This window comes from Massilia agrisoli, from assembly GCF_020831365.1.
GTDB classification, from domain to species: Bacteria; Pseudomonadota; Gammaproteobacteria; order Burkholderiales; family Burkholderiaceae_D; genus Telluria_A; species Telluria_A agrisoli.
Genome location: NZ_JAJHPV010000009.1, coordinates 420438 through 446608 on the forward strand (window position 1 = coordinate 420438; position 26171 = coordinate 446608).

At 62.3% G+C, this 26171-nt stretch carries 29 protein-coding genes and 1 rRNA gene (1 of these 30 only partly in view); 14 read left to right on the forward strand and 16 right to left on the reverse strand.

Annotation, left to right across the window (positions count from 1 at the left end; all coding sequences use genetic code 11):
* Positions 1 to 35 precede the first annotated feature (35 nt).
* Entirely contained in the window at positions 36 to 1142 is a 1107-nt protein-coding gene (gene dnaN, locus LMJ30_RS06355) for a DNA polymerase III subunit beta (RefSeq protein ID WP_229431493.1), read from the reverse strand.
* 185 nt (positions 1143 to 1327) lie between these two features.
* A complete protein-coding gene (dnaA, locus tag LMJ30_RS06360; protein ID WP_229431494.1) occupies positions 1328 to 2731 on the reverse strand; it encodes a chromosomal replication initiator protein DnaA in 1404 nt (467 codons plus the stop codon).
* Between the two features lie 444 nt (positions 2732 to 3175).
* On the opposite strand from dnaA, the gene rpmH reads away from it, so the two are divergent.
* The 11 genes from rpmH to LMJ30_RS06415 all read left to right on the forward strand — a co-directional run bounded on the left by rpmH (position 3176) and on the right by LMJ30_RS06415 (position 11508).
* Positions 3176 to 3310 carry a 50S ribosomal protein L34 gene (rpmH, locus tag LMJ30_RS06365; protein ID WP_040378179.1) on the forward strand — a complete coding sequence of 45 codons (135 nt, stop codon included), beginning with the start codon at positions 3176 to 3178 and terminating at the stop codon, positions 3308 to 3310.
* Positions 3311 to 3343: 33 nt separating this feature from the next.
* Entirely contained in the window at positions 3344 to 3739 is a 396-nt protein-coding gene (gene rnpA / locus LMJ30_RS06370) for a ribonuclease P protein component (protein WP_229431495.1), read from the forward strand.
* Positions 3736 to 3996: a membrane protein insertion efficiency factor YidD gene (gene yidD, locus LMJ30_RS06375; RefSeq protein ID WP_229431496.1), complete on the forward strand. Its 261-nt coding sequence runs from the start codon at positions 3736 to 3738 to the stop codon at positions 3994 to 3996. Before rnpA ends, yidD begins: the two co-directional genes overlap by 4 nt.
* A gap of 11 nt (positions 3997 to 4007) precedes the next feature.
* Entirely contained in the window at positions 4008 to 5672 is a 1665-nt protein-coding gene (gene yidC, locus LMJ30_RS06380) for a membrane protein insertase YidC (protein WP_229431497.1), read from the forward strand.
* A gap of 134 nt (positions 5673 to 5806) precedes the next feature.
* On the forward strand, positions 5807 to 7186 hold the full coding sequence (gene mnmE / locus LMJ30_RS06385; protein ID WP_229431498.1) for a tRNA uridine-5-carboxymethylaminomethyl(34) synthesis GTPase MnmE: 1380 nt from the start codon (positions 5807 to 5809) through the stop codon (positions 7184 to 7186).
* Between the two features lie 182 nt (positions 7187 to 7368).
* Positions 7369 to 7833, forward strand: a complete 465-nt coding sequence (locus LMJ30_RS06390) for a GyrI-like domain-containing protein (RefSeq protein ID WP_229431499.1) — start codon at positions 7369 to 7371, stop codon at positions 7831 to 7833.
* Between the two features lie 24 nt (positions 7834 to 7857).
* The gene (locus LMJ30_RS06395; protein ID WP_229431500.1) at positions 7858 to 8340 is read left to right on the forward strand and encodes a VOC family protein; all 483 of its coding nucleotides are present in this window, start codon (positions 7858 to 7860) and stop codon (positions 8338 to 8340) included.
* Positions 8341 to 8350: 10 nt separating this feature from the next.
* Positions 8351 to 8776 (forward strand): YciI family protein, encoded by a 426-nt coding sequence (locus LMJ30_RS06400; RefSeq protein WP_229431501.1) that lies wholly within the window; start codon positions 8351 to 8353, stop codon positions 8774 to 8776.
* A gap of 15 nt (positions 8777 to 8791) precedes the next feature.
* Positions 8792 to 9616: a YciI family protein gene (locus tag LMJ30_RS06405; protein ID WP_229431502.1), complete on the forward strand. Its 825-nt coding sequence runs from the start codon at positions 8792 to 8794 to the stop codon at positions 9614 to 9616.
* Between the two features lie 12 nt (positions 9617 to 9628).
* Positions 9629 to 10906 carry an RNA polymerase sigma factor gene (locus tag LMJ30_RS06410; protein ID WP_229431503.1) on the forward strand — a complete coding sequence of 426 codons (1278 nt, stop codon included), beginning with the start codon at positions 9629 to 9631 and terminating at the stop codon, positions 10904 to 10906.
* 44 nt (positions 10907 to 10950) lie between these two features.
* Complete coding sequence (locus tag LMJ30_RS06415) at positions 10951 to 11508, forward strand: DUF1439 domain-containing protein (RefSeq protein ID WP_229431504.1); 558 nt, start codon at positions 10951 to 10953, stop codon at positions 11506 to 11508.
* Positions 11509 to 11623: 115 nt separating this feature from the next.
* Here LMJ30_RS06415 and LMJ30_RS06420 read toward each other — a convergent pair whose 3' ends face one another.
* Positions 11624 to 12571, reverse strand: a complete 948-nt coding sequence (locus tag LMJ30_RS06420) for an alpha/beta hydrolase (RefSeq protein ID WP_229431505.1) — start codon at positions 12569 to 12571, stop codon at positions 11624 to 11626.
* A gap of 348 nt (positions 12572 to 12919) precedes the next feature.
* Here LMJ30_RS06420 and LMJ30_RS06425 point away from each other — a divergent pair, with 348 nt between their 5' ends.
* Positions 12920 to 13126, forward strand: a complete 207-nt coding sequence (locus LMJ30_RS06425; protein ID WP_229431506.1) for a hypothetical protein — start codon at positions 12920 to 12922, stop codon at positions 13124 to 13126.
* A 13-nt stretch (positions 13127 to 13139) separates the two neighbouring features.
* On the opposite strand, the gene LMJ30_RS06430 is transcribed toward LMJ30_RS06425, so the two are convergent.
* Together LMJ30_RS06430 and LMJ30_RS06435 are read right to left on the reverse strand one after the other, a co-directional pair.
* Positions 13140 to 13772: an Hpt domain-containing protein gene (locus LMJ30_RS06430; RefSeq protein WP_229431507.1), complete on the reverse strand. Its 633-nt coding sequence runs from the start codon at positions 13770 to 13772 to the stop codon at positions 13140 to 13142.
* Positions 13773 to 13844: 72 nt separating this feature from the next.
* Entirely contained in the window at positions 13845 to 14807 is a 963-nt protein-coding gene (locus LMJ30_RS06435) for a CAP domain-containing protein (RefSeq protein ID WP_229431508.1), read from the reverse strand.
* 119 nt (positions 14808 to 14926) lie between these two features.
* Between LMJ30_RS06435 and pssA the strand changes: the two genes are divergently transcribed.
* A complete protein-coding gene (gene pssA, locus LMJ30_RS06440; protein WP_229431509.1) occupies positions 14927 to 15712 on the forward strand; it encodes a CDP-diacylglycerol--serine O-phosphatidyltransferase in 786 nt (261 codons plus the stop codon).
* 3 nt (positions 15713 to 15715) lie between these two features.
* Here pssA and LMJ30_RS06445 read toward each other — a convergent pair whose 3' ends face one another.
* The 11 genes from LMJ30_RS06445 to LMJ30_RS06495 all read right to left on the reverse strand — a co-directional run bounded on the left by LMJ30_RS06445 (position 15716) and on the right by LMJ30_RS06495 (position 25574).
* Entirely contained in the window at positions 15716 to 16006 is a 291-nt protein-coding gene (locus tag LMJ30_RS06445; protein WP_229431510.1) for a metal-sensitive transcriptional regulator, read from the reverse strand.
* Positions 16006 to 16932 carry an aldo/keto reductase gene (locus LMJ30_RS06450; protein ID WP_229431511.1) on the reverse strand — a complete coding sequence of 309 codons (927 nt, stop codon included), beginning with the start codon at positions 16930 to 16932 and terminating at the stop codon, positions 16006 to 16008. The genes LMJ30_RS06445 and LMJ30_RS06450 overlap by 1 nt, the downstream gene beginning before the upstream one ends.
* A gap of 158 nt (positions 16933 to 17090) precedes the next feature.
* Entirely contained in the window at positions 17091 to 18236 is a 1146-nt protein-coding gene (locus LMJ30_RS06455; RefSeq protein ID WP_229431512.1) for a D-alanyl-D-alanine carboxypeptidase family protein, read from the reverse strand.
* 50 nt (positions 18237 to 18286) lie between these two features.
* Positions 18287 to 18928 (reverse strand): alpha/beta hydrolase, encoded by a 642-nt coding sequence (locus tag LMJ30_RS06460; protein WP_229431531.1) that lies wholly within the window; start codon positions 18926 to 18928, stop codon positions 18287 to 18289.
* Between the two features lie 14 nt (positions 18929 to 18942).
* Positions 18943 to 19257: a (2Fe-2S) ferredoxin domain-containing protein gene (locus LMJ30_RS06465; protein ID WP_229431513.1), complete on the reverse strand. Its 315-nt coding sequence runs from the start codon at positions 19255 to 19257 to the stop codon at positions 18943 to 18945.
* A gap of 50 nt (positions 19258 to 19307) precedes the next feature.
* Entirely contained in the window at positions 19308 to 20435 is a 1128-nt protein-coding gene (locus LMJ30_RS06470; RefSeq protein ID WP_229431514.1) for a VanZ family protein, read from the reverse strand.
* A complete protein-coding gene (locus tag LMJ30_RS06475; RefSeq protein WP_229431515.1) occupies positions 20432 to 21055 on the reverse strand; it encodes an ABC-type transport auxiliary lipoprotein family protein in 624 nt (207 codons plus the stop codon). The genes LMJ30_RS06470 and LMJ30_RS06475 overlap by 4 nt, the downstream gene beginning before the upstream one ends.
* 20 nt (positions 21056 to 21075) lie before the next feature.
* Entirely contained in the window at positions 21076 to 22035 is a 960-nt protein-coding gene (locus LMJ30_RS06480) for an MlaD family protein (RefSeq protein ID WP_229431516.1), read from the reverse strand.
* Positions 22036 to 22038: 3 nt separating this feature from the next.
* Positions 22039 to 22857 carry an ABC transporter ATP-binding protein gene (locus LMJ30_RS06485; protein ID WP_229431532.1) on the reverse strand — a complete coding sequence of 273 codons (819 nt, stop codon included), beginning with the start codon at positions 22855 to 22857 and terminating at the stop codon, positions 22039 to 22041.
* A gap of 41 nt (positions 22858 to 22898) precedes the next feature.
* Positions 22899 to 24032 (reverse strand): MlaE family ABC transporter permease, encoded by a 1134-nt coding sequence (locus tag LMJ30_RS06490; protein WP_229431517.1) that lies wholly within the window; start codon positions 24030 to 24032, stop codon positions 22899 to 22901.
* A 54-nt stretch (positions 24033 to 24086) separates the two neighbouring features.
* On the reverse strand, positions 24087 to 25574 hold the full coding sequence (locus LMJ30_RS06495) for a B12-binding domain-containing radical SAM protein (protein WP_229431518.1): 1488 nt from the start codon (positions 25572 to 25574) through the stop codon (positions 24087 to 24089).
* Between the two features lie 445 nt (positions 25575 to 26019).
* On the opposite strand from LMJ30_RS06495, the gene LMJ30_RS06500 reads away from it, so the two are divergent.
* Positions 26020 to 26171 (forward strand): 16S ribosomal RNA (locus tag LMJ30_RS06500) (it continues 1295 nt past the right edge of the window).

The following is a 26171-nucleotide window of genomic DNA, read 5'->3' on the forward strand; positions in this document are numbered from 1 at the left end:
GTGGCGGGCTGTTCTCCGGCGCCTCTTGATTACTCTTAAATCCGCATCGGCATGACAACGTACTTGAAGTCCGCGTTGTCAGGGATCGAAATCAGGGCCGACGAATTGGAGTCGCCCAGCGCGATATTCACCTGGTCACACTTCAGGTTATTCAGCACGTCGAGCAGGTAGGTCACGTTGAAGCCGATGTCCACGCTGTCGCCGCCGTAGTCGATCTCGAGTTCTTCAACCGCTTCTTCCTGGTCGGCGTTGGTCGAGCTGATCTTCATGCTGCCAGGGGTAATGATGCAACGCACGCCCTTGAACTTGTCGCTGGTCATGATCGCGGCGCGCTGCAGCGAACGCAGCAGTTCATCGCGGCCGATCGTGAAGTCGTTGGTGTAGCCCTTCGGGATCACGCGGGTGTAATCAGGGAACTTGCCTTCGACCAGCTTCGATACCAGTTCGATGTCGGCAAAGGTCAGCTTGACCTGCGATGCGGCGATGTCGAGCTGGACCGGTTCGTCGTTCTCTTCCAGCAGGCGCTGCAGTTCAATGATCGTCTTGCGCGGGATGATGACTTCCTGGCGCGTGAATTCCTGCTCCGTCTCAACCTGGCAGAACGCGAGGCGGTGGCCGTCGGTGGCCACGGCGATCACGTTGCGGCCGTCGAGCACCAGCAGCAGGCCGTTCAGGTAGTAGCGGATGTCCTGCTGCGCCATCGAGAAGTGCACCATGTTAAACAGGTGCTTCAGCGTTTTTTGCGGCAGGGTCACCGAGGCGTTATGCGTTTCGGCAACCGCGACGGTCGGGAACTCTTCGGCTGCCAGGGTTTGCAGCGCGAAGCGCGACTTGCCGCTCTGGACGGTCAGGCGCTTGTTCAGCAGCGTCATCGTCACGTCGCCGGACTCAGGCAGGGCGCGCAGGATGTCGAGCAGCTTGCGCGCGGCCACCGTGGTGCCTTCAACTTCCGGGCCGGCGCCGATGTTCGCGTGCGTGGTGATCTGCACTTCGGTGTCGGTCGACAGGAACGATACGTTTTCGCCGTCCTTGCGGATGAGGATATTGGCCAGAATCGGCATAGTGTGCCGACGCTCGACAATACCGCTCACAATCTGCAGTGGCCGGAGAAGGGTATCTCGGGTTGTTTTGACCAATTGCATAGTAATCCTCGGTAAGGTTGTTAGTTAGTGCTTGCTCTTGTGTGGTGCAGCTCGGCTGGTGCGCTTCACTTACCCGCCCTACAAGAGTCACCGACTCAATGTAGGGCGGAAGAGCGCAGCGTCATCCGCCGAATTCAAAACGTTCCAAAACGTTCATTTTGCCAGAAATTGCCGTGGCTAAATAATTACCCTTTCAGGGTCTGCTCCAGCACGTGCAGTTCATGGTTGCATTCCGGATTCTTGGTACGGTCCTGCGCGATTTTCCGCACGGCATGCAGCACCGTCGTGTGATCGCGTCCGCCGAACAATTCACCGATTTCCGGCAAGCTCTTCTGCGTCAATTCCTTGGCCAGGTACATCGCAATCTGGCGCGGCCGGGCGATGTTCGCTGGCCGGCGCTTCGAGTACATGTCCGCAACCTTGATGTTGAAGAAGTCCGCCACCGTCTTCTGGATGTTCTCAACAGAAATCTGGCGGTTCTGCACCGACAGCAGGTCCTTCAGCGCTTCTTTCACGATATCGATCGTGATGTCCTTGCCGTGGAAACGCGAGTACGCCAGGATCTTGCGCAGCGCGCCTTCCAGCTCGCGCACGTTCGAGCGCAGGTGCTTAGCGACAAAGAACGCCACGTCATCCGAGAAGCTCACGCCTTCCGACTGCGCCTTTTTCAGCAGAATCGCCACGCGCATTTCCAGTTCCGGCGGCTCGATCGCCACCGTCAGGCCGGAGTCGAAGCGCGAAATCAGGCGGTCGTCCATGCCCGTAATCTCTTTCGGGTAAGTGTCGCTGGTAATGATGATCTGCTTCTTGGCAGCGATCAGCGCTTCAAACGCGTAGAAGAATTCTTCCTGCGTGCGGCTCTTGCCGCCGAAGAATTGAATATCGTCGATCAGCAGCATGTCCAGCGAATGGTAGTAATGCTTAAAGTCGTCGAAACCTTTTCGCTGGTACGCGGTCACAACGTCGCGCACGTACTGCTCGGCGTGGATGTAGCGGATACGCGCGCCTGGCTGGTCGGCCATCACCTGGTTGCCGATCGCGTGGATCAGGTGGGTCTTGCCGAGGCCGACGCCGCCGTAGAAAAACAGCGGGTTGTACGACACGCCCGGGTTGTTGGCCACCTGGATCGCGGCGGCGCGCGCCAGCTGGTTGGCCTTACCGGTAACGAAGCTGTCGAAGGTCAGTTCGGTGTTGACGCGGCTTTGCTCGCGCATCGGCTGCTTGCCGACGTTGAATTCCGGCGCGCCGGCCGGGCCGTCGTTGTTGCGGTGGTCCTGGCTGATGCCAAGGCCGTTGGCCGGGCCGTCAGGTACCGGGGTGTGCACGGTGGCCTTTTTCGGCATGGCGTTGCGCGGGTCGAGCACGAACTGCACTTCGGTCGGCGCTTCGAAATATTGGCAGGCCAGCGCCGTGATGCGGGTGGCGAACTGCGTTTTTACCCAGTCGAGCTTGAAACGGTTGGGCGCAGCAATGCGCAGCTTGCCATCCTCGTAATCGAGCGGGGCTAGCGGTTTAATCCACGCGCTGTATTGCTGCGGAGTCAGCTCCAGTTCCAACTGCGCGGAACAGGTCTGCCAGAAATTTTCCATGAATCGTCTTTGAAATAAGGTGTGTGGGAGGCGGTTCGATGATGCTGCCCTGCGCCAGGTTTGCGCGCGAGCTTCGCCACACGTAACACGCTATTTTACCTGTGAACGCCAAAGTTATCCACAGGCACGGGACAGTTTTTCGCTGATTCGTCGTTGCAGCCGAGGCTTTCGCGGGAGCGACGCGGAGGCGGTAAAATCCGCCGAAAACCACACCCATCCTTGACATTGGACCCCGAAATGCTGTCTAATTCAGGGTTCCCCGCCCGTACTCCGTGCAAATTGGTAAGTCCTTACCTTCCGATCACGCTGGCTACACGGGTAGAAAAGAGTATTTTTGCTGTGGCGTGTCGCTGGCTTAAACATCTGCGAAATGTCCTTAGCGCCGAAAACTGACGGGACGTCAGACCCGATTTTGCACTTACTTTTGCTTTAAGCGAGACCACCATGAAACGTACTTACCAACCTTCCGTCGTCCGTCGCAAGCGCACGCACGGCTTCCGCGCACGTATGGCTACCCGTGGCGGCCGCCAGGTTCTGAACGCACGCCGCGCCAAGGGCCGCAAGCGCCTGGCAGTATAAAGCTGCCCGCTGCAGCTTAGGACGCACCTGACCATGTCAAGCGAAGGTTCACACGACTTCGCGCGCGTTCGGCGTATCGTTAAAACGGATGAGTTTTCATCCGTTTTTCGTTTGCGCCCTGCGCAAAAGACAGCGCATTTCGTGCTTTATACCCGCGCGAACGAACTGCCGCATGCGCGGCTGGGCGTCGTGGTGGCCAAGCGCTTTGCGCCGCGCGCCGTGACCCGCAACACGATCAAGCGCGTTACCCGCGAACTGTTCCGTGTCGCGAAGCTGCCTGCCGTCGACTGCGTGGTGCGCCTGTCGCGCCCGGTCAACGCCAAAACCGGCCCGGCCACCACCGCCGCGCTGAAGGCGGAACTGCGCACGGAAATCGCGCGCCTGTTCTCGTCGCAAGCGCCGCGCCTGGCAAAAACGGCCACATCATGAACAAGCTGCTCGTCTGGTTGCTGCGCGCCTATCAATTGGCGGTCTCGCCGATGCTGGGGCAGAATTGCCGCTTCTACCCGACCTGCTCGAATTACGCGATCGAAGCCGTCCGCACCCATGGCTCTGCCCGCGGAAGCTGGCTGGCCCTGCGCCGCATTTGCAAATGCCATCCGTTCAATGACGGCGGCGTCGATCTCGTGCCGCCTGCGCACAGCAAGCATCCACCAACAGCCCATTGCGGCTGCAACCACTCCTGACCGAAATTCCAATGGAACTCAATAAACGTACTATCCTGTGGATCGTGTTTTCCGTCTCGCTGGTCGTTCTGTGGAACGACTGGATGGTCGCCAACGGCAAACAGTCCATGTTCTCGCTGACGCCTCCGCCGCCGGCCGTGACCGCTCCTGTTGCAAAAGCACCCGCCTCGGCAGTGCCAACCGCCCCCGCCGTTGCTGGCGCCGCGGCCCTGCCTGGCGAGGCGCCGGCAGTGCAGGCGTTAAAGCCGGAGATCATCACGATCACGACCGACGTCATCAAGGCCGACATCGACACCGCTGGCGGCGTCATCAAGCGCCTCGAACTGCTGAAGTTCCACGACAAGCTCGACAAGACCAAGAACCAGGTGCTGTTCGACGTCAAGCCGACCGGCATCTACGTTGCCCAGACCGGACTGATCAGCAACACCGGCACCGCGCTGCCAAACCACAACACCGGTTTCGTTGCCAAGCCAGGTCCGCGTTCGACCAATGGCAACAGCGAAGTCCAGCTGGTGCTGGAAGCGGAGCAGGGTGGCGTCAAGCTGACCAAGACCTACACCTTCAAGAAGGGTGACTACCTGATCGGCCTGCGCCACGACGTGACCAACCTCGGCGCCGCCGCGGTTGCGCCGTCGCTGTACATGCAGCTGCTGCACCATGGTAACGAGCCGGAAGGCGAAAGCTGGTTCAACGCCAGCTACACCGGCCCGACCCTGTACACCGATGCCGACAAGTACCAGAAGCTGGACTTCGAGACCATCGAAAAGCATGGCAAGGCAGAGCACTCGACCAAGTCGAACGACGGCTGGATCGCCATTTCGCAGCACTACTTCGTCTCGGCATTCATCCCGCAAGACAAGGCGCCGCGCGACATCTACACCAAGAAGGTCGACACCAACCTGTACGCCATTGGCAACCTGATCCCGCTGGGCCCGATCGCTCCGGGCGCAACCCTGAGCAACGAAGCGCGCCTGTACTCCGGCCCGCAGGATGAGAACAAGCTGGAAACCATCGCTCCTGGCCTGGAACTGGTCAAGGACTACGGCATGCTGACCATCATCGCCAAGCCGATCTTCTGGGTCATGGACCAGATCAACAAGGTGCTGGGCAACTGGGGCTGGACGATCATCGCGCTGACCGTGCTGATCAAGCTGCTGTTCTTCCCGCTGTCGGCGGCAAGCTACAAGAGCATGGCCAAGATGAAGCTGGTCACGCCGAAGATGCAGGCGATCCGCGAGAAGTACAAAGGCGATCCGGCCAAGATGAACCAGGCCACGATGGAACTGTACAAGACCGAAAAGATCAATCCGCTGGGCGGCTGCCTGCCGATCCTGGTGCAGATGCCGGTGTTCATCGCCCTGTACTGGGTGCTGAACTCGTCGGCCGAGATGCGCGGCGCGCCATGGGTGGGCTGGATCCAGGACCTGACGGCGCCTGACCCGTACTACATCCTGCCGGTGCTGTACGCGATTTCGATGTTTATCACCACCAAGCTGAACCCGCAGCCGGCCGATCCGGCGCAGGCCAAGATGATGCTGTGGATGCCGCTGATCTTCTCGGTGATGTTCTTCTTCTTCCCAGCCGGCCTGGTGCTGTACTGGGTAGTGAACAACATCCTGTCGATCGCGCAGCAGTGGGTGATCACCAAGAACTTTGAATCGGGCAAAACCAAGTAAGACGGCTGCCTGAGATGAAAATGCCCGTGCGTTGCGCGGGCATTTTTTTTATAGGGCGCATCCGTCGTCCCCGTGAAAACGGGGACCCATGCTGAGCTTGCTACACCCAGCCCCCAATAAATTACAATCCCAACATGAACCTCGACACATCCCCCATCGCCGCCATCGCGACGGCCCCTGGCCGCGGCGGCATCGGCGTTGTCCGCGCCTCGGGCAAATCGCTCGCCTCCCTGATCGCGACCTTGTTCCCCGGCGCCACGCTTGCCCCGCGCCACGCCAGCTACCTGCCGTTCAAGCAAGCCGACGGCAGCATCATCGACCAGGGCATCGCGATCTTCTTCAAGGGCCCGCACTCGTACACCGGCGAAGATGTGCTCGAGCTGCAAGGCCACGGCGGCCCCGTCGTCCTCCAGATGCTGCTCGGCCGCGTGCTCGAAGCCGGGCAGGAAGACGGCCTGCGCCTTGCCGAGCCTGGCGAGTTCACCCGCCGCGCCTACCTCAACGACAAGCTCGACCTCGCCCAGGCCGAGGCTGTTGCCGACCTGATCGACGCCTCTACCGAAGCGGCAGCCAAGTCCGCTTCGCAATCGCTGTCCGGCGCGTTCTCGAAAGCCATCAACACCCTGGTCGAGCAAACCATCGGCCTGCGCATGCTGGTCGAAGCCACGCTCGACTTCCCGGAAGAAGAAATCGACTTCCTTGAAAAATCCGACGCGCGCGGCCAGCTGGCCGTCATCATCGACTCGCTCGACCATGTCTTCCGCCAGGCGGCCCAGGGCGCGCTGCTGCGCGAAGGCCTGAACGTCGTGCTGGTCGGCCAGCCGAACGTCGGCAAATCATCGCTGCTGAACGCCCTGGCTGGTTCCGACGTGGCCATCGTCACCCCGATCGCCGGAACCACACGCGACAAGGTCAGCGAAACAATCCAGATCGAAGGCATTCCGCTCAATATCATCGACACCGCAGGCATCCGCACCGTGGACGAAGCGGTCGACGTGGTCGAGCGCATCGGCATCGAGCGCACCTGGGGCGAGGTGGCCAAGGCCGACGTGATCCTGCACCTGCTCGACGCCAACCTGGGGCCGAGCGCTTCGGACGAACACATCTGCGCCGCCTTCCCGCAAGGCGTGCCGGTGCTGCGGATCTGGAACAAGATTGACCTGTCCGGGCACAAGCCGGGCCTCGATGTGGCCGCCGACGCCACCCACCTGTACCTGTCGGCAAATGAACACCAGGGCATCGACCTGCTGCGCGCCGAACTGCTGCGCATCGCCGGCTGGCAGCAGACGGGCGAATCGCTGTACCTCGCGCGCGAGCGCCACCTGATCGCCCTGCGCAACGCCCGCGCCCACCTCGACCATGCTGCAGCGCACGCGGCGCAGAGCGACCAGTCGCTCGACCTGTTTGCGGAAGAATTGCGGCTGGCACAGGCACAGTTGTCCACCATCACCGGCGAATTCTCGCCCGACGACCTTCTCGGCGTCATCTTCAGCCGGTTCTGTATCGGTAAGTAGGCTTCGCCTTATCCGCCCTGCGCACACAGTGATCGGTAGGGCGGATAAGCGCAACGCGCGCATCCGCCGCGTACCGCTGAATTATTTTTGCTTTTTTTCGCAACCCCTGTCGATTTCCGCGAATCTGATACGTCGTAGTGTTAGCAGCACCCAAAACACTCAACCTTTCAGGGAGAAAAGCAATGCTTGAAACTCCGCACATCACGCAGTCGGCGCCGCAACAGGCGGCGGTCATCCACCTGACCATCCCGCGCGACCAGATTCGCGCAGTGATGGGGCCGGGCATCCAGGAAGTCATCGACACGGTTGTGGCCCAGGGCATCGGTCCCGCCGGCCCTGTCTTTTCGCACCACTTCAGCATGCAGCCAGACACCTTCGACTTTGAAATCGGCGTGCCGGTGTCGCGCCCTGTCGCACCAACCGGCCGCGTCAAGCCAGGCGAACTGCCTGGCGCGAAAGTCGCGCGCACCGTATTGCATGGCGGCTACGAAGCCCTGCCCGACGGCTGGGGCCAGTTCATGGCCTGGGTCGACGAGGAGGGCCTGCCAAAAGCGCCCGACCTGTGGGAGGTCTACGTGAAAGGGCCAAACCTCGACCCCGACCCTTCGACCTGGTGCACCGAACTCAACCAGCCACTGCTGGGCTAACTTAACTGCAAAAGGAGAACTATCATGACAACGCAAAACGTGAAACCGATTCCCGAAGGCATGCATACAGTGACCCCGCACCTGGTTTGCGCCGGCGCCGCCGATGCAATGGAGTTCTATAAAAAGGCGTTCGGCGCCGTCGAGCTGCACCGCCTGCCGGGCCCGGATGGAAAACTGATGCACGGGGCGCTTCGCATCGGCGACTCGACCGTCATGCTGGTCGACGAGAACCCGCAGTGGCAGGCGTTTGGGCCGAAGTATTTAAAAGGCTCGCCGGTAACGATACACTTGTACGTCGAGGACGCCGACGCGGTCTTCGCCCAGGCCGTCGCCAGCGGCGCCAACGCGATGATGCCGGTAACGGAAATGTTCTGGGGCGACCGCTATGGCGTCGTGACCGATCCATTCGGGCACAACTGGTCAATCGCCACGCACGTCCGTGACGCGACGCCGGAAGAAATGATGGCAGCTGCCAAAACCGGCTGCGCCGAAGTACAACAACAATAAGGAGAACAACATGCGTTTCATGATCATCGTAAAAGCCACCTCCGAATCGGAGGCAGGCAAGATGCCAAGCGAGAAGCTGCTGGCTGACATGGGCAAGTACAACGAAGAGCTGGTGAAGGCTGGCGTGATGCTCGCGGGCGAAGGCCTGCACCCAAGCTCGAAAGGCGCGCGCGTCAAATTCTCGGGGCCCGAGCGCACCGTTGTCGACGGCCCGTTCACCGAGACCAAGGAGCTGGTCGCCGGCTTCTGGCTGTGGGAAGTGAAGTCGAAAGAGGAAGCGATCGAGTGGGTCAAGCGCTGTCCGAACCCGATGGAAGGCGACTCCGAGATCGAGATCCGCCAGGTGTTCGAGGCCTCCGATTTCGGCGACGAGTTCACGCCCGAGCTGCGCGCGCAGGAAGAAGCCCTGCGCGAACAGATCGCAGCCAAACACTAAGTAAAGGAAGCAGCCATGCGATTCCTGATCTTCCGAAAAGCCGATGCCGACACCGAGCAGGGCGCAATGCCCAGCGACGAGCTGTTGACCGCGATGGGCGCCTACAACCAGCAGCTGGTCGATGCAGGTGTGATGCGCGCCGGCGAAGGCTTGCGGCCCACGCGCGAGGCGGTGCGCATGACGCTGTCCAGCGGCCAGGCCACCGTCATCGATGGCCCGTTCACCGAAACCAAGGAGCTGATCGCGGGCCTGTCCGTCTTCGAAGCCGCTTCGCGCGAGGAGGTGGTGAACTGGATCAAGCAGTGGCCCATGCAGGATGGCGGCGGCAACGTCACCGTCGAGATCCGCGAGGCTGGCTGCCCGGGCGGGTGCGCCGAGGTGCGCCCGAACCCCGACGCAAACCCGGAAGGCAAGCGCTTCGCCGTCCTGCTGCGCTCCAGCCCCGCGCTGGAGGCGGAGGAGCCGGTAGCGCAGGAAAAGCTCGACCGGCTCGACGCCCACAACGCGGCGGAAGCGGCCAAGGGCGTCCTGCTGGCGGCGGACGGCTTGCGTTCAAGCGCGCGCGCCAGCCGCGTGCAGTTCAACGGTGGCAAGGCAACCGTGCTCGATGGCCCCTTCACCGAAATCAAGGAGCTGATCGCGGGCTATTGGATGATCCGCGTGGCGTCGATGAACGATGCCATCGAATGGGCAAAGCGCAATCCGTACCCGACCGGGCCTGATGTCGAAGTCGAAATCCGGCCGATGTACGAGCTCGATGACCTCGATGTCGACTTCACGCCGGAGCTGCGCGCCGCGGAGCAGCGCATGCGCCAGATGCAGCTCGAAGCCACTCGCTAGGCGACGCCGTCGATGACAAAGGACAGCACGCACCGGGTCATCGAGGGCGTCTGGCGCATCGAGTCGGCTCGCATCATCGGCGCGCTGGCGCGCATGCTGCGCGACGTCGGACTGGCCGAGGAACTGGCGCAGGATGCGCTGGTGGGCGCGCTGGAACGCTGGCCCGCGTCCGGCGTCCCCGACAACCCGGCCGCTTGGCTGATGGCGGTGGCGAAGAACCGCGCGCTCGACCACCTGCGCCACGTAAAGCTCCACCAGTCCAAGGAATCCGAGCTCACCTACGAAATCGAAACGCAGCTGGAGGACGCCGCGCCCGACCTCGACGCCGCGCTGGACGACGACTTCGGCGACGACATGCTGCGGCTGATGTTCGTCTGCTGCCACCCGGTGCTGTCGACCGAGGCGCGCGCCGCGCTGGCCTTGCGCCTGCTGGGCGGCCTGAGTACCGACGAAATCGCGCGCGCCTTCCTGGTGTCCGAACCCACGGTGGCGCAACGCATCGTTCGGGCCAAGCGCACCTTGTCCGAAGCGCGCGTGCCGTTCGAGGTGCCTGCTGCCGACCAGCTGGTGGCGCGCATCGGTTCAGTGCTGCAGGTGATTTACCTGATCTTCAACGAGGGTTATTCCGCCAGTGCCGGCGACGACTGGCAGCGTCCCAAACTGTGCGAGGAGGCGCTGCGGCTCGGCCGCATCCTCGCCGCGCGCATGCCAGCTGAAGGCGAAGTGCATGGCCTTGTCGCCCTGATGGAAATCCAGTCCTCGCGTACCCGCGCGCGCATGGGCCCGAAAGGCGAGCCGGTACTGCTGATGGACCAGGACCGAGCGCGTTGGGACCAGCTGCTGATCCGCCGCGGCTTCGCTGCTTTGGCGCGGGCGGCAAAGCCCGGCGAGGCGCTTGGCCCGTACGGACTGCAGGCTGCCATCGCCGCCTGCCACGCCCGCGCAGTGCGGGCGGAGGATACCGACTGGACCCGCATCGCGGCGCTGTACGACGCGCTCGCGCAAGTGGCGCCATCGCCGGTGGTGGAGCTTAACCGCGCGGTCGTGCTGTCGATGGCTTACGGTCCTGCGGCGGGCCTGGAACTGGCCGACCAGCTGGCGAATGAACCCCAACTGCGCAACTACCACCTGCTGCCAAGCGTGCGCGGCGACCTGCTGGCCAAGCTGGGCCGCGACGCCGAGGCGCGCGCCGAATTCGAGCGTGCGGCGTCGCTGACGAACAACCTGCGCGAGCGCGAACTGCTGCTGGCGCGGGCGCGCGACTGCGGGCGAAAGCTGGGCGCGGGCTGATCTCGCGGACGGCCGGGCCTGGCGAACTGTGCTAGGCTTTTGGCATGAAAACACTGACCGGAATTCGTCTTGCGGCAACTCTGCTGGCCTGCTCCTTGCTGGCTTCCTGCGCCAACGTGTTCGGCCCGCGCCAGGTCGAGCTGCCGCTGCATAAACTGCAGGCCGGCATGGAACGGCGCTTCCCGCTGAACAACCGGGTGCTGGAACTTTTCGAGATCAGGCTGACCCGGCCGCAACTCGCCTTGCTGCCCGATACCAACCGCGTGGCGCTGACCATGGATGCGTCGGTTGCGCCGCCGTTCCTGCGCCAGTCGTGGACGGGGACCATGGCGATGTCGGGGCGTTTGTATGTCGACGCTGCACGCGGCGCCGTGATGATGGCCGAGCCGCGGGTGGACCAGTTCGCGATCGACGGCATGGACCAGTCGCGCCAGCGGCAGGTGACCAAGGTGGCCAACGTGCTGGTAGATCAACTGGTGCGGGATACGCCGGTGTACAGCTTCAGGCCGGAAGATTTGCGTTATGCGGGCGTGCAGTTTGTGCCGACCCGGATTACCGCCGCGCGCGACGCCCTGCTTGTGACGCTGGAACCGGTTCGCTAACGAACCTCTAGAAATGTAGGGCGGAAGAGCGAAGCGTCATCCGCCGATTTGCGTCAACGGGGCGCTGATTCGGCGGATGACGCACTTCGTGCTCTTCCGCCCTACGCATGCCCGATCAATCGCCATCCTCAATCCGCTCCGGCGGCAAGGCCCACTTCAGCCCCCGCGTAATCACAGCCGGAAACACGGTCAGGTGATCCTCATCCGGGATGATCAGGGTCTGCACCTCAAGGCTCTTGTAGCGGCGCGACTCCAGCACATGCTCCATCGCCTGCAGGTCGCGCACCATGTCCACCGTCTTGTTGTAGCGTGGATTGTTTGAACTGAAGTTCAGGGTCTCATACGATGCCACCGCCATGAACACTTTGGCCGGCAGGTCGCTGTGCGACTTCGCATAGCTGCGCTCGGTAGCAAAGGCCACGCGCCGGTCGAACCACAGCGACGGACTGCCGATGATGTATTTCTCGAACATCGACGGTTCCGTGAACAGCACGTGCAGCCCGAACAGCCCGCCGAACGAGTGCCCGGCATAAATCGCGCGCTTCATGTCGGCGCGATAATGATGCGCCACCATCGGGAAGACTTCTTCGGCGATGAACTTGCGGTATCCTTCGGCCTCGCCGTACACGGGCGGCGGGCTGAGCATGTCGGACACAGCATCCCGGTCGCCATTCGCGGTCGGCGTGTAATCGCGGCGGCGGCTGTATTCCGGCGTCTCGCCCTTGGCATACGACAGGCCGACGAGGATGAAGTCCTCCATGTCTTCGCCGCCGTTGCGGATGCGTCTGGCGATGCTGCGGATGAGCGGAAACGCGTAGTTGGCGTCGGTGACAAACAACACGGGATAGCGGCGCGTGCTCTCGGCGTAGCCCCGCGGCAGGCTGATGAACAGCTGATAGTCGCGGTGCAGCGATTTCGCGCGGATATCGCGGACCTCGGTACCCTCGAGCACGTACGGCTGCGGCGCGTGGTCGCTGCCGATGCGTGCGTCCGGCGCACGTTCCGAACAGGCGGAGACGGCGGCCAGCACCAGCATCGACGACAGGAATTGCACCGATCTCATGCGTCAGATTTCCTCACCAGAACGCTAAAAAAAATACCTGCATCGGAGTCCACGGCAACGCTTTACCCGCTATGCATTCCTGCTATTATTTATCCAGCTGAGTTGTAAACAGCGCTGCCCGACGACTGCGATCGTAGCTGTGCAACGCCTGGTTGGCGTTGCTTAACTGCAAGGCAACGCCAGTTAGCTGGCACTGGCGAGTGGCGGCAGGATGAGTTGTTTTTTCGCGGTAGGAATTCACTTACTTCGCGCCAATAATGCCGGGTTTGCGGATTCTCATTGCCACGGAGTTCCAACTGAGTAATCTTGCTGTAAGACTTTGATGGACTGCCTGCGAAGGGGTGAATCTTGGGAACGATACAGGAGAATTTGCCGGAGAATGACGGCAACGTTGAGTTGCCCGCCGCCCCGCCGCTGGGTGCAGTCTGCGCACGCCAGGCTTTGCCGGCCAAGGGTTCGTGCTGGTACTGCGAGAAGCCGCTCGACAGCGTGCGCCGATTCTGCGGCAAGGATTGCGCGGATTCGTTCGACGAAGAAGCGGAATACACGCGCTGAAGCGCGCCAGCGCTTATCCGGCCTGGCCCGGACGGCGCAATGCGCCAAGCGCGCGCTCGTAATCGAACTCGTTGGCGGCCGCCGCGACTTCTTCAAACTGGGCGTCGCCCAAGATCATCCGCAGGCTTGCTTCAGATTCATCGAGCAGGTCGATCGCCGCACCATCCCCATTCATCAGCAGGTCGAGCAGCTCGGCGAGCAGCGCCGGGTCGGCCGTGGCCGCACCCGCAGGGCTGGCGTGCGCCATGGCAGGGGGCGCGTCGTTCAGCAGCATGTCGAGTATGGAGATAACTTGCGCGAGGGCAGGTTTGAGGGCGTCCATGCACTGCGCTTCACTGCCCGACGAGGTGCGCAGCGCAGTTTCCAGCGCGCTCGCCACCTGGTGCAGCGGCCGCGCGCCGATCATGCCGGCGGCGCCTTTGAGCGTATGGGACAGGCGGTGGGCCAGCGCCCGGTCGCCGGCGTCGAGTGCCGCGCGGATCGGCTGGTCGCCGTCGCTGTAGTCTTTGCGAAAGCGACGCAGCATGCGCGCGTACAGGTCGCGGTCGCCCATGACACGGTCGATGCCGTCGCCAACATCCACCACTTCACGGGCCGCGGCGCCTGCGCGAAGTTCGATCGTGCCTGGGGTGTGGTCTTCTGTCATCGCCTTACTGAGTCATGCGTTGGAGTCAACGTACGATATCAGATTTCCATCCAAATCCTGTAATTTGGAAACTTACTTTGTAGTGAAGAACCACGTTTTGGTCGTCGGTACACCGTTCAGGGTGCCGGTAAAGGTCACGTCATAGACGGTATTGGCCTTCAACACCGCCAACGGGACGATGGCCGCGGCCGGCGAGGTGCGTGCGCTGGTGTTTTCGCCAGCCTTGATCAGCCTGGTTTGCAGGTCGGCGCCGCCGCGTGGACGCATGGTGAAGCTCTGCACCACCACGTTGACGTCGATATCCGCATGGACGCTGACCGGATAGCCGACTTCGTTCAGGTTCGGGACCGGGTCCGGCGCTTCGTAGTCGCTGAAAAAGTTGCTTGCCACTTTCACTTGTCCGTTAAACGGCCAGGTCACCAGGTTGCGGCTGCCCACGCCGGGGCCATAGCCGTTGGTGGCGGCGAAATTGGTGGTGAAGTAGGTGTAGCCCGCGCTGGTGGTTGCCGCTCCGGTGCCGACTTCCTTGAACTTTGGTTCGAAGATGACAAAGCGGTGGTAGATGGCGGTAATCAGTTCTTCCGCCATATAGAACCCCGATCCGTTGGAGGTCGCCGATATGACCTCGCCATAAGCGTAAGTTCCGCGGTTGTAGACATAGCCGGCAGCGAGCATGCGGTCGCCCTGGTTCACGCCGGTAAAGCCGGGTTTCCCGACGGTCTGCTCGTGGCTGACGATGTTGTTGGCTTTCTGGTATTCGGAATGCCCGGCCGCTGCGCGGTCGAGCAACTCGTTGCGGGTCAGCACCGGCATTCCCGCCTGTGCGCGGCGGTAATTAATCCAGTTCATGCCGTCTTGCGGCACGTTGTTCAGGAGTGTGGGCGCGCCGGGTTCCTGCGGAAGCACACTCGGCGCTACCGATGCGGGCGCGACTGCCTGGGCGGTGTCGCCACCGCCGCCGCCGCCGCAGGCGGCCAGCGCCAGTGCAGTCAGGAGCCCAGCCGTATACAGCTTCCAGCGACCCGATGTGCTCATGGTTTTACTCCCATACATATTTACGTCAGCCATCAATTCTAGGGGAAAATGAGAATTGGTGAGATTTGATTTGCTCATCCGAACCGCAGCGCAATTAACCGCGCTGTAGAATGCCAAATATGAATGTAAAACGAACACGACGACAACATCTTGCGCGCGCTAAATTCGCGCTGCCGAGTTTTGTGACCTTGCTCTCGATCGCCTGCGGTTTCGGCAGTATCGTGATCACGGTCGATAACGCCCACGTCGGCGATCCCGCCAATTACCGGCTCGCGGCCATCTTGCTGGTGCTGGCAGGCATTTTCGACGCGCTCGACGGTTTTGTTGCCCGCGCCACTGGCACCTCGTCCGAATTCGGCGTGCAGCTCGACTCGATAGCCGACGTGATGAACTTTGGTTGCGCGCCGGCCCTGCTGCTCTACACCTACGGTTTCGTGCCGCTGGGGGCGGACCACCCGACCATGCTGCGCGCCGGCGCGGTTGCCTGTTTCATGTTCGTGACCTGCGGCGCATTGCGTCTTGCACGCTTTAACGTCAGCGTGGGCCGCACCGATCCGCGTTATTTTGTCGGCATGCCTATTACGGCGGGCGCGGCCTGCGTGGCGTCGGTGGTGGTAGCGTGGCCAGACCCCGCCAACTCGCTGCCGCACGCGCTCGGCATCATCGCCTTGATGGTATCAGTAGGCGGCCTGATGGTCTCGACGATTCGCTTCCCGAGTTCCAAGCAGCCAATGAACAAGCTGGTGATGCTGCTGATCGCCATAGGGCTGGCGCTGCTGGCCTGGCTGCAGATGCGGTTCTTTGTGCTGTTCTTCCTGTTGTATATCAGCGTCACCTTGCTGATCAACATCGGCTGGAAACTGGGCTGGCGCGGCCTTGCGAAGCCGCGCGTCTACAAGGACTGAGCTTCAGGCGAACTTGTCGAGCATGGCCGCCAGGTGGGCGGCGCGCGCCTGTGCGTCGTCGAGGTTTTCGGCATTGCCGGTCTGGGTGACGATGGCGCCCGCCAGCAGCTGGACGAACGAACGGTCGAGCGCCTTGCGCGCCGCCGACATTTGCTGGGCTACGGCGTCGCAGTCGGACGGCGTTTCCGCCATCGCGATCAGTTTCTGAACCCCGCGTAACTGACCCTCGACCCGGGCCAGCCGGTTCATCAGGTCCTTCTTCTGTTCGGCGCTCAGGGCGCCCCCGCCGGCCATCAGGCCACCTCGTGGCCGCGCGCCGCGCGGAGGATCTTGAACCAGTCGCTGCGCTCAAGCGTGAAGCGGGTGCCGGCGACGGCCACCGCGATCGCTTCGATGCGGCCGGTGCCGGTCAGCGGGACCGGCCGCGACGGCAGCTGCATGATCCACGCGAACACAACGCTGGCGAAGGGCTGCTGCAGCTCGTCGGCAATGTCCTTGATCACCAGTCGCAGGTTTTCCGCCGCCGCGTCGGTGCCGTTGAACAGGCGTCCGCCGCCCAGCGGGGACCAGGCCATCGGCGCCACGCCCTGGTCTTGCAGGCCGTCCAGGGTTTCATCGAACATCGGCGCGGTGTGCAGCGGCGACAGCTCGACCTGGTTGGTCGCGAGCGTGATGCGGCGGTTGAGGCTCTCAAACTGGTGGCGGCTGAAATTGGACACGCCGAAATGCAGCACCTTGCCGGACTTGCGCAGCGTGCTGAAGGCTTCGGCAACCTCGTCGAAGTTCATCAGCGGGTCGGGGCGGTGGATCAGCAGCAGGTCGAGGCGGTCGGTCTGCAGCTGGCGCAGCGATTCCTCGGCGGAGGCAATGATGTGGCTGGCGCTGGTGTCGTAGTGCTGGATCGAATGCTGGGGCCGCTGCGGCACGACCAGCTTGATGCCGCACTTGCTGACCAGCTGCATCTGGTCGCGCAGCGAAGGCTTGCGGCCGAGGGCTTCGCCGAACAGGCCTTCGACGCCATAGCTGCCGTAGATGTCGGCGTGGTCGAAGCTGGTAACGCCGAGCGCCAGGCACTGCTCGATGAAGGCGATGCGCTGGTCGACCGTCATGCCCCACTCGGTCATCCGCCACATGCCGGCGACGATGCGCGACAGCTCGAGGCCGTTGGGCGTGGTCTGGATGCGCGGGCAGTGGAGGTCGGCGGGGAGGCGATGCGGCATGATTTCTTTCGGAAAATGGTTGTGCTAATTATATGCCCGGAAATTGACGTAGGGCGGAAGAGCGAAGCGTTATCCGCCATGCCTGCGCCTGGTTGACGCTTGCATGGCGGATGACGCTCCGCTCTTCCGCCCTACCGATTACGGCAATTCGTCGTTGCTTACTTCAGCATCAGGCGCATCGAATCCCAGGCGCGGCCGAAGATCGACGCTTCCGTCACTTCTTCCAGCGCGACCACCGGCAGCTGCATCAGCGGCTTGCCGTCGACAACCATCTTCAGCGTGCCGACACGGCTGTTCAGCGGCAGCGGCGCCACCAGCGGGTCTTTGCGCTCGAGCACAGGCTTGAGCTTGCCAGCCACGCCCTTCGGCACGGTGACCATCACGTCGTTGGTAAAGCCGATCTTGACCGTACCCTGCGAACCCTTGAACACCTGCGGGGTCTGGATTGCCTGGCCCTTCGAGTACAGCTTGACCGTGTCGAAGTTCTGGAAGCCCCAGTTCAGCAGCTTCTGGCTTTCCTGCGTGCGGGTCTGGTCCGAGTTGGTGCCGATCATCACCGAAATCAGGCGGCGGTTGTAGTTGCCGTTCGGGCGCTTGGCCGAGGCGATCATCGAGTAGCCGGAGCTTTCGGTGTGGCCGGTCTTCATGCCGTCAACGGTCGGGTCGAGCCACAGCAGGCGGTTGCGGTTCGGCTGGGTGATCTTGTTGTAGGTGAAGCTCTTGACCGAGTCGATCTTGTAGAACTGCGGGAAGTCGGCGATCACGCGGGCGGCCAAAATCGACAGGTCGTAGGCGGTCGAGTAGTTGTCCGGGCTAGGCAGGCCGTGCGGGTTGGCGAATTTGGTGTTCTTCAGGCCCATGCGCTGCGCTTCGCGGTTCATCAGCACCACGAAGGTGCCTTCGTCGCCGGCGACGGCTTCGGCCAGCGCAACCGCGGCGTCGTTACCGGACTGCACCATCAGGCCATGCAGCAGGTCGTTGATGCTGACAGGTACGGCCGGGTCGATGAACATCTTCGAGCTGCTGGCGTCGACTTTCCAGGCGCGCACCGACACGTTGACCATCTGGTCGAGGGTCAGCTTCTTGTCGCGCAGCGCGCCGAAGGTGACGTAGGCGGTCATGATCTTGGTCAGCGATGCCGGCTCGATGCGGGCATTCTGGTCTTGTGCCGCGATGATCTGGCCGCTGCTGGCGTCGAGCAGGGTCCACGATTTGGCGGCGATGCTTGGCGGCGGAACGGACTGCGCGTGCGCAGCCGAGATAACGATGAGGCTGGCAGCAAGTGCCGTGAATAATTTTTTCATGGAGTTGCTACTTAAAAAGGTGAGAATTGCTGAGGCGAATAATTATAGCCTCAGCTTTCGGCCGCGCCGGGCTTGCGCCACAGTTGAATCACAAGATTTTTAATGTGGCCAAGCTTGCGGTGGAAGAAGTGGTCGGCGCCAGGAATGACGATTACAGGCAATTCCAGCGGGCGTGCCCAGTCAAACACTTGTGTCAGGGTAATTGTTTCGTCTTGTTCGCCGTGGATCACGATGGTGTCCTGTGGTACGTCGGGCACCGGCCATTTGCCGGCGGCGGTGCCGACCAGCACCATGCGTTCGATCGCGCGGCCCTGCGCCAGCAGGCGCTGGTACAGGCTGGCCTGCACAAAGGTGCCGAACGAGAATCCCGACAGGGCGACCGGCAGGTTCGGATAGCGCTGCTGCATGTGGTCGAGCATCACTTCCATGTCGTCGGTTTCGCCGAAGCCGCGGTCATGCACGCCCTCTGATGCGCCGACGCCGCGGAAATTGAAGCGCGCCACCACATAGCCGAGCGTCACGAACGTGCGCGCCAGCGTCTGCGTGACCTTGTTTTCCATCGTGCCGCCGTACAGCGGATGCGGGTGGGCCACCAGCGCGATGCCGATCGCCGGGCCTTCCGGCACGTCGAGCAGGCATTCCATCATGCCTGCCTTGCCCATCAGGGTGAATCGTTGCGAGTGAATATTCAGCATGGTCGTCCGCCTCAGATCTTGAGGCGTTCGACGACCTTGCCGCCGACCAGGTGGGTGTCGATGATGTCGTCGATGTCGCTGGTGTCGACGTAGGTGTACCAGGTGCCTTCAGGGTAGACCACGACCACCGGGCCTTCTTCGCAGCGGTCCATGCAGCCGGCCTGGTTGACCCGGATCTTGCCCGGGCCATTCATGTTCATTTCCTTGATGCGCTTTTTCGCGTGCTTCTGGGCTTGCTCGGCGCCCTGTTTGCCGCAGCAAGGGCGGCCGTCCTCGCGCTGGTTCATGCAGAAGAAGACGTGGTGTTGGAAGAATTGATCGCTCATGGTGTCAGCTAATTTTCTTGCAGGAATGCGTAATCCGCAATGATACGCTCTTACTGGCGATTGAGTTTATGCGATGGAAGTAGCAGGAACCAGAGCGCAAAGAACGGCCACATCAGCGACAGGAACTGGGCGGCGCCATTGAAGTTCAGGAACTTGCCCTGCACCCAGCCTGACAAAGTGGCGCTGAAGTAAGGGTTGACCGGAATTGTATTGACGACCAGCAGGCTCAGCACCAGGGTCACGGCCGCCAGCCGGCGCTGCGCGACATGGGGCGCAAACGCCAGTCCGGACACCATGATCAGCCCGATCAAAAAGCCGCCCTGCGCGCCTGGCGTCACCCAGACGAAGGCGTTTTCCGGGGTGAAGAAGAGCGAGCTTGCCAGCGCCTTGAAGACGACGGCAGCGATGAGCAGGCCGGCCACCAGCAGGGCGCGCGGTGCGCCGCGTCGGGCAATGCACAGCAAGGTCAGCACGGCGCCCGTCATGCCGCAGGCGGTGATGATGGTCTCGGACAGCCAGTACTGTTCCACGCTCATCGCCGCGCCGGGACGCAGCAGGGCGATCAGGTCGACACTCGTATCCAGTAACCGCGACAGCCAGTTCGACAGGATCGGCAGGATCTGGCCGTGGCCGAACAGGTAGGGCTGGGGATAGATCTGCGCCAGCGGCCACAAGGCCAGCAGCACCAGTCCCAGGCTGGCGTGCTGCGCAAACAGGCGTTGGCGCAGCCGGTACAGGCGGCTCTCGTCCAGGTAGCTGCGCGCGCCGAAGGCGCCTATGATCGCGCCCACGAAGCCGCCGGCGGAATTGGTGAAGAAGTCGAGGTTGGACGGCACCCGGCTCGGCAGGTAGGTCTGCACTGCTTCCACCGTGCCCGACACTAGCATGCTCAGTATGCTCGCGAGAAGGATCGCCCAGATGCCATGCACGCGCGGGTACACCGCCAGCGCAAACAGCATGCCGAGCGGGATGTAGCCAATGATGTTGACCACCACGTCGAAGCCGGTCCAGTACTGCGGCATCGTGGTGTTCAGGAAGATGAACGGCGACAGGCCGCTGCCGCGCCAGCCCGAAAACGGGAACCAGCTGGCGTAGATAATCAGCAGCAGGTAGGCCAGCAGGGAGGCGCGCGAGACAGCGGAACCGCGTTTCTCCGCTGGCGCGTCAGGCGTGATCATTGTTTGAGCAGCTGCAGCGTGGCCAGCCAGGCGAGCATGCCGGCGGCGGCGGCGTCGGTCGATTCGGCCAGTGCGCGTGCGCCGCCGGCGGCGTCGAGCGTGGCTGCGCTGGTCTTCTGGTTGAAGACGCGCTGGTCGATCAGCTTATGGCCGTGGAACAGCGATGCGCGCAGCACCAGCTGGCCGTAACTTTGGGTGGCGCTGTCGAAGGTGTGGGTGAAGTCGTCGATCTCCATGCGCAGGATCGGCATGCCAGCCGCCGCGTCGGTGGTGGCCAGCACCTTGATGCCGGACTGCGACAGGCGCGACTTGATGCGCTGCGTGACCATGCTGAGCGGCGTGCTGGCCCAGCGGCTGTTCGCATAGCTGCGCGCGCGCAGCGGGTCGGAATAGGCAAGGCGGTAGAACATGCGCTCGCTGTCGAGCGCCGCGACGCCAGTCACGTCGGTCACCACCAGCACGCTCATCGGCGGCGCCGCCTGGGCCGCTGCGGGCGCGGGCGCCGGACCGAAGTCATAGGTCGAATTGCCAGAATTTTTGGTGGTGCTGGAGCAGCCTGCCAGCAGCGCCGCTGCGCCCAGTGCCGTGGCCAGCACAAGCCGGCGGAGAGTCAGGTTCATGGTGTGGTTCACGGTGGTCCTCATTTGGTCGGTGCGGAGAAGCCTGGCTCGCCCGGTCCAGGCTCGCCATCGGGCGCGCCGAACAGGATGCTTTGCGGGCGGTCGGTCAGGCTGGTCGCGGTACGGCGCACCGCACGCAGCGAAGTGCGTGCTTCGTCGGTCATCGCCACCAGGTGCGGCAGGGTTTGCAGTTCGAGGTCGCTGGTGACCGCTTCCAGCGAGCCGCCGACCCGGTCGACCGTGGTGTTCAGGCGCGCGATCGGGCCGTCCGGCGCTTGCAGGGTGGTGGCCAGCTGGTCGAAGTTGCGCGTCATGCTGGTGGCGCTGTTGGACAGCTCGTTAAACGAGGCCATGCTCTGCTCGGCCTGGCGGGTGAGCTGGGGCAGGCGCGCCAGGGTCGGCTCAAGCTGGCGCGGGATCTCGGCGTAGGCCTCGGCGGTCTTGCTGACATTTTCGAACGCGGCCAGCATGGTCTTCTGGTTTTCGGGGCTCAGCAAGTTGTCGGCGCGCGTCATCAGTTCTTCGGTTTTTTCGAGGATGACGAGCCCGCGCTTTTCCAGCTGGTCGAGGAAGCCGGGACGCAGCGGAATCACGGCCACCCGTTCCTGGTCCGTCTTGAGCAGCGGCGAGCCGGTCTTGTCGTCGTCGAGCTGGATAAAGGCGATGCCCGTCACGCCCTGGTAGCCGAGCGACGCGAAGGTGGTGGTGGTGACCGGCGCTTCCGGATCGACCGACAGGCGGATCAGGATGCGGCCGGAGGTGGTCGGATCGAAGGTGATCTCGTCGACCTTGCCCACTTCAAGGCCACGGTAACGCACCGCAGCTTGCGGGTTCAGGCCCGGAATCGATTGGGTGGTGGCGATCTGGTAGGGCACCCACTCGACTTTGTCGCGGTTCAGCCAGAGGCCGACCATGACTGCGGCGACCAGCAGGGCGATCGTGAAGAAACCCGTCATTAGTGCGTGTGATCTGTTTTCCATGTCTTATTCCTTTGTTTCGTTGGCTTCTTCGCAGCGCTCGTCGAGCACTTCCAGCGCTCGCAGGCCGCGGCCGCCCAGGAAAAATTGTTCGATGAAGGGATGCTTCACCTTGAGTACTTCGTGCGGCGGGCCGATGGCGATCACGTGTTTTTCGGCCAGCACCGCGATCCGCGACGACAGCGCAAACAGCGTGTCGAGATCGTGGGTGACCATCACCACCGTCAGGCCCAGCTCGCGGTGCAGCGACTGGATCAGCGCCACGAAGGCGTCCGACAGGTCGGGATCGAGGCCGGCAGTCGGCTCGTCCAGGAACAGCAGTTGCGGCTCAAGCGCCAAGGCGCGCGCCAGCGACGCGCGCTTGATCATCCCGCCCGACAGGTCGGCCGGCATCTTGTTTGCATCGCCGATGCCCAAGCCTACCATGTCCATCTTCAGCAGCACCGCGTCACGAATCACGTCTTCAGGCAGGGCGCGCAGCTCGCGCATCGGCTGCGCGATATTGTCGAACACCGTCAGGGCTGAATACATCGCGCCCTGCTGGAACAGCATGCCCCAGTGGTTGCGCATGCGCTGCAGCTGCTGGGCGTCGGCCTCGCTGATGTCTTCCCCGAATACCCGCACCGAGCCTCGCGCCGGGGTTTCGAGTCCCAGCATCTGGCGCAGCAGTACTGTCTTGCCGGTGCCGGAACCGCCGACGATGCTCAGGATTTCGCCTTTGTAGATATCGAGGTTCAGGTCCTGGTGCACCACCGTGCGGCCGAACTGGGTGCGCAGGTCGCGTATCTGGACGACCGGCGGGCCGACATCCTCGTGCGGGCGCATGTTGAGGCGCTGCGGTTCGCGGTCGGGTGCAGTGTCAGTCATCAGAACCCCACATCGCTGAAAATGATCGCGAACACAGCGTCCGCGAGGATAACCACCGTAATCGCCGTGACCACCGAAGTGGTGGTGCCGCGGCCGAGGCTCTCGGTGTTCGGCTTGATGCGCAGGCCGAAGTGGCATGACACCAGTGCGATCAGGATGCCGAAGGTGGCCCCTTTCAGCAGGCCGATCGTGTAGTTCGCCAGCGGTACGGCGTCGGGCAGCTTCTGGATGAAGTAGCGCGGCGACAGGTTCAGTTCCACCATCGCGGAGGCCATGCCGCCCAATAGGGCCATGGCGTCGGTCCACACCACCAGCAGCGGCATCGAGATCGCCAGCGCGACGACCTTCGGCATGATCAGCCGGTAGCCGTGCGAAATGCCCATGACGAGCATCGCGTCGAGTTCTTCGGTGACGCGCATGACGCCAAGCTGCGCCGTAATCGACGAGCCGGATCGGCCCGCCACCAGGATCGCCGCCAGCAGCGGGCCCAGTTCGCGGATCACGCTCATGCCGAGGATATTGACGATGTACATATCGCCGCCGAACATCTGCAGCTGCTGCGACGACAGGTAGGACAGCACCACCCCGATCAAAAAGCCGACCAGCGCGGTGATGCCAAGCGCCTGGAAGCCGGAGTGGAAGATATTGGCCGAGATTTCGCGCCACGGGCCCGTGCGCGGATGGCGGATGAAGCGCCCGATGTCCTGCACGACCTGGCCGATCAGGCGGATAAAGCCGTGCATGTGCTCGAAGAAGGACAAGATGCCGAAGCCGAGCACCATCACCCAGGTAAGGTGGCTGCGGCGCGCGCGCGGCAGCTTGAGCGCGTTGGCCGCTTCGAGGCGTTTGAAGAGTTCTTCCTGCTGCGCTGCCAGCTTCAGCAGCGCAGGGCGCTTCTTGCCCCAGGCATTCCAGAACATCTGCGCGCCGATGTGATCGAGGCTGGTCACGGTCGACAAGTCCCACTCGATTCCGGGCTTGTTGTCGAGCGACTTCAGGGTTGCGGTGATCTTTTTGATCGCTCCGCACTGCGCCAACGCATGCACCTGCCAGATTCCCGTGGCGACAACGGACTGCGCCGCTTCACCGGTGGCGTGGTTTATGGTTAATGTTGGCGCATTTTCAATTGGCATTGCGCCAGTGTAAAAGACTTTCGGCCTTCCTGCTACCGGTGTTCTCTACAGTGTTCAGGCTGCAAGATGGCGCGCCTGGCGCATTGGCGCGACGACCGCGGCCGCTTGTTTTTCGGCAGGGGTATCGACGCGGCCGGCGTAATCGCTCGCCACCAGTGCGGTGGCCTCGGCTTTGGTCATGCCAGTGACCTGCAGCCATTCGGCTACCAGCTTGGCAAGGCGCTCAAGGGCGATACGGTGGGTGGCGTCCGTCTTGGTGTAGATCCAGTCGGAGAATGCCATGAAGTTCTCGAACGGGGCGTCGCCCAGCATGTACTCGATGGTGTTGGCGAAGCGGCCGGAGTTGGCAACCAGGTCCCAGTAGCGGGCGAAGCGCACCAGGCGCTGCATGGTGGGGAAGTCGACCAGGTTGGTGGCCAGGATGGTATAGGGCGCGTAAGAGTCGAACACCATGCCGAATCCTTCGGTATGGCGGATGATCGGCGTGCCGCGCAGGCGCTTGAGGATGCCGAACTGGATCTCGTGCGGCTTCAGCGCCACCAGCTGGTTGAAGCCGCGCGCAAAGCTGGCCACGTCCTCGCCCGGCAGGCCGGCGATCAGGTCGACGTGCAGGTGGGCGTGCGACTCGGTGCACAGCCAGCGGATGTTATCGGCGGCCTTGGCGTTGTCCTGGCGGCGGCTGACCAATGCCTGCACTTCAGGGTTGAAGCTCTGGATGCCGATCTCGAACTGCAGCGCGCCGGGCGGGAATTTGGCGATCGTCTCTTTCAGCGCTTCCGGGAGGTGGTCGGGCACCAGCTCGAAGTGGGCGTAGACCGGGTCATCCGGGTTCGCTTCCAGCTTGTCGAGGAAGAACTGCATGATCTTCAGGCTGGTCTTGATGTTCAGGTTGAAGGTGCGGTCGACAAACTTGAACAAACGGGCGCCGCGGGCGTGCAGCGATTCCATCTCGGCCAGGAAGGCGTCGAGCGGGAACGGCCAGGCGGTTTTGTCCAGCGACGACAGGCAGAACTCGCACTTGAACGGACAGCCACGCGAAGCTTCTACATATAAGGTGCGGTGGGCGATGTCCTCGTCCGAGTACAGCGCGTAAGGCATGGTGATCTCGGGCAGGGGAGGCTGCATGCCGGCGTGGATCTTCATCAGCGGCTTCGGGCCATTGATGATTTCGCCGCACAGCTTGGGGAAGGTGACGTCACCCCAGCCTGTTACCAGGTAGTCCGCCAGCTGGACGATGCATTGTTCGCCCGGCTCGAAGGAGACTTCAGGGCCGCCCAGAACGATGGTTACATGGGGTGCGACGCGTTTGAGCATTGCGACGACTTTGGTGGTTTCGTCGACGTTCCATATATAGACGCCAAAACCGATCACCTTTGGCTCGTAAGAGAGGAGCTTCTCGACGACGTCGGTTGTCTTCGCACCGATGACGAATTCCTGGATGCGCGTCTGGTCTTTAAAAGAGCCCATGTTCGCCAGCAGGTAGCGCAGCCCAAGGGATGCATGGGTGTAGCGGGCGTTCAGGGTGGACAGCAGGATCGTCATGGCGGGCGGTGAAACAGGAAAGCCGACATTTTAACCGGGAGGGCCTTGCCAAGGTTGGACGACCTTTGCTATAGTTCGCCTCCCCGCTGAAAAGCACGCCGATTTCAGGTGGTCGCAAGAGGGGAAAGCAGGAAAAAAGAAGTTGACGAAAAACGCGAAACGCTGCATAATCTCACTTCTCTGCTGCTGACAAACACAACGCTTTGTCGACAAGTAGCAAGCAAGCACCGCTCGGCGCGTGCCAACCGAATAAAGTTCTTTAAAAATTAACAGTCGATAAGTGTGGGCGTTTGATGAAGGTGCCAGGAACTTCGGTTCTTGAATACTTAAATTATCAAATGTTCACAAAAAAGAAATACGTTGCTCAGCAATGAGTAACGGTCAGTATTTTGAGTGAGCGACCTACCAGCAATGGTAGTGACAGAAATGTCAACAAACAGAGATTAAACTGAAGAGTTTGATCCTGGCTCAGATTGAACGCTGGCGGCATGCTTTACACATGCAAGTCGAACGGCAGCGCGGGGCAACCTGGCGGCGAGTGGCGAACGGGTGAGTAATATATCGGAACGTACCCAAGAGTGGGGGATAACGTAGCGA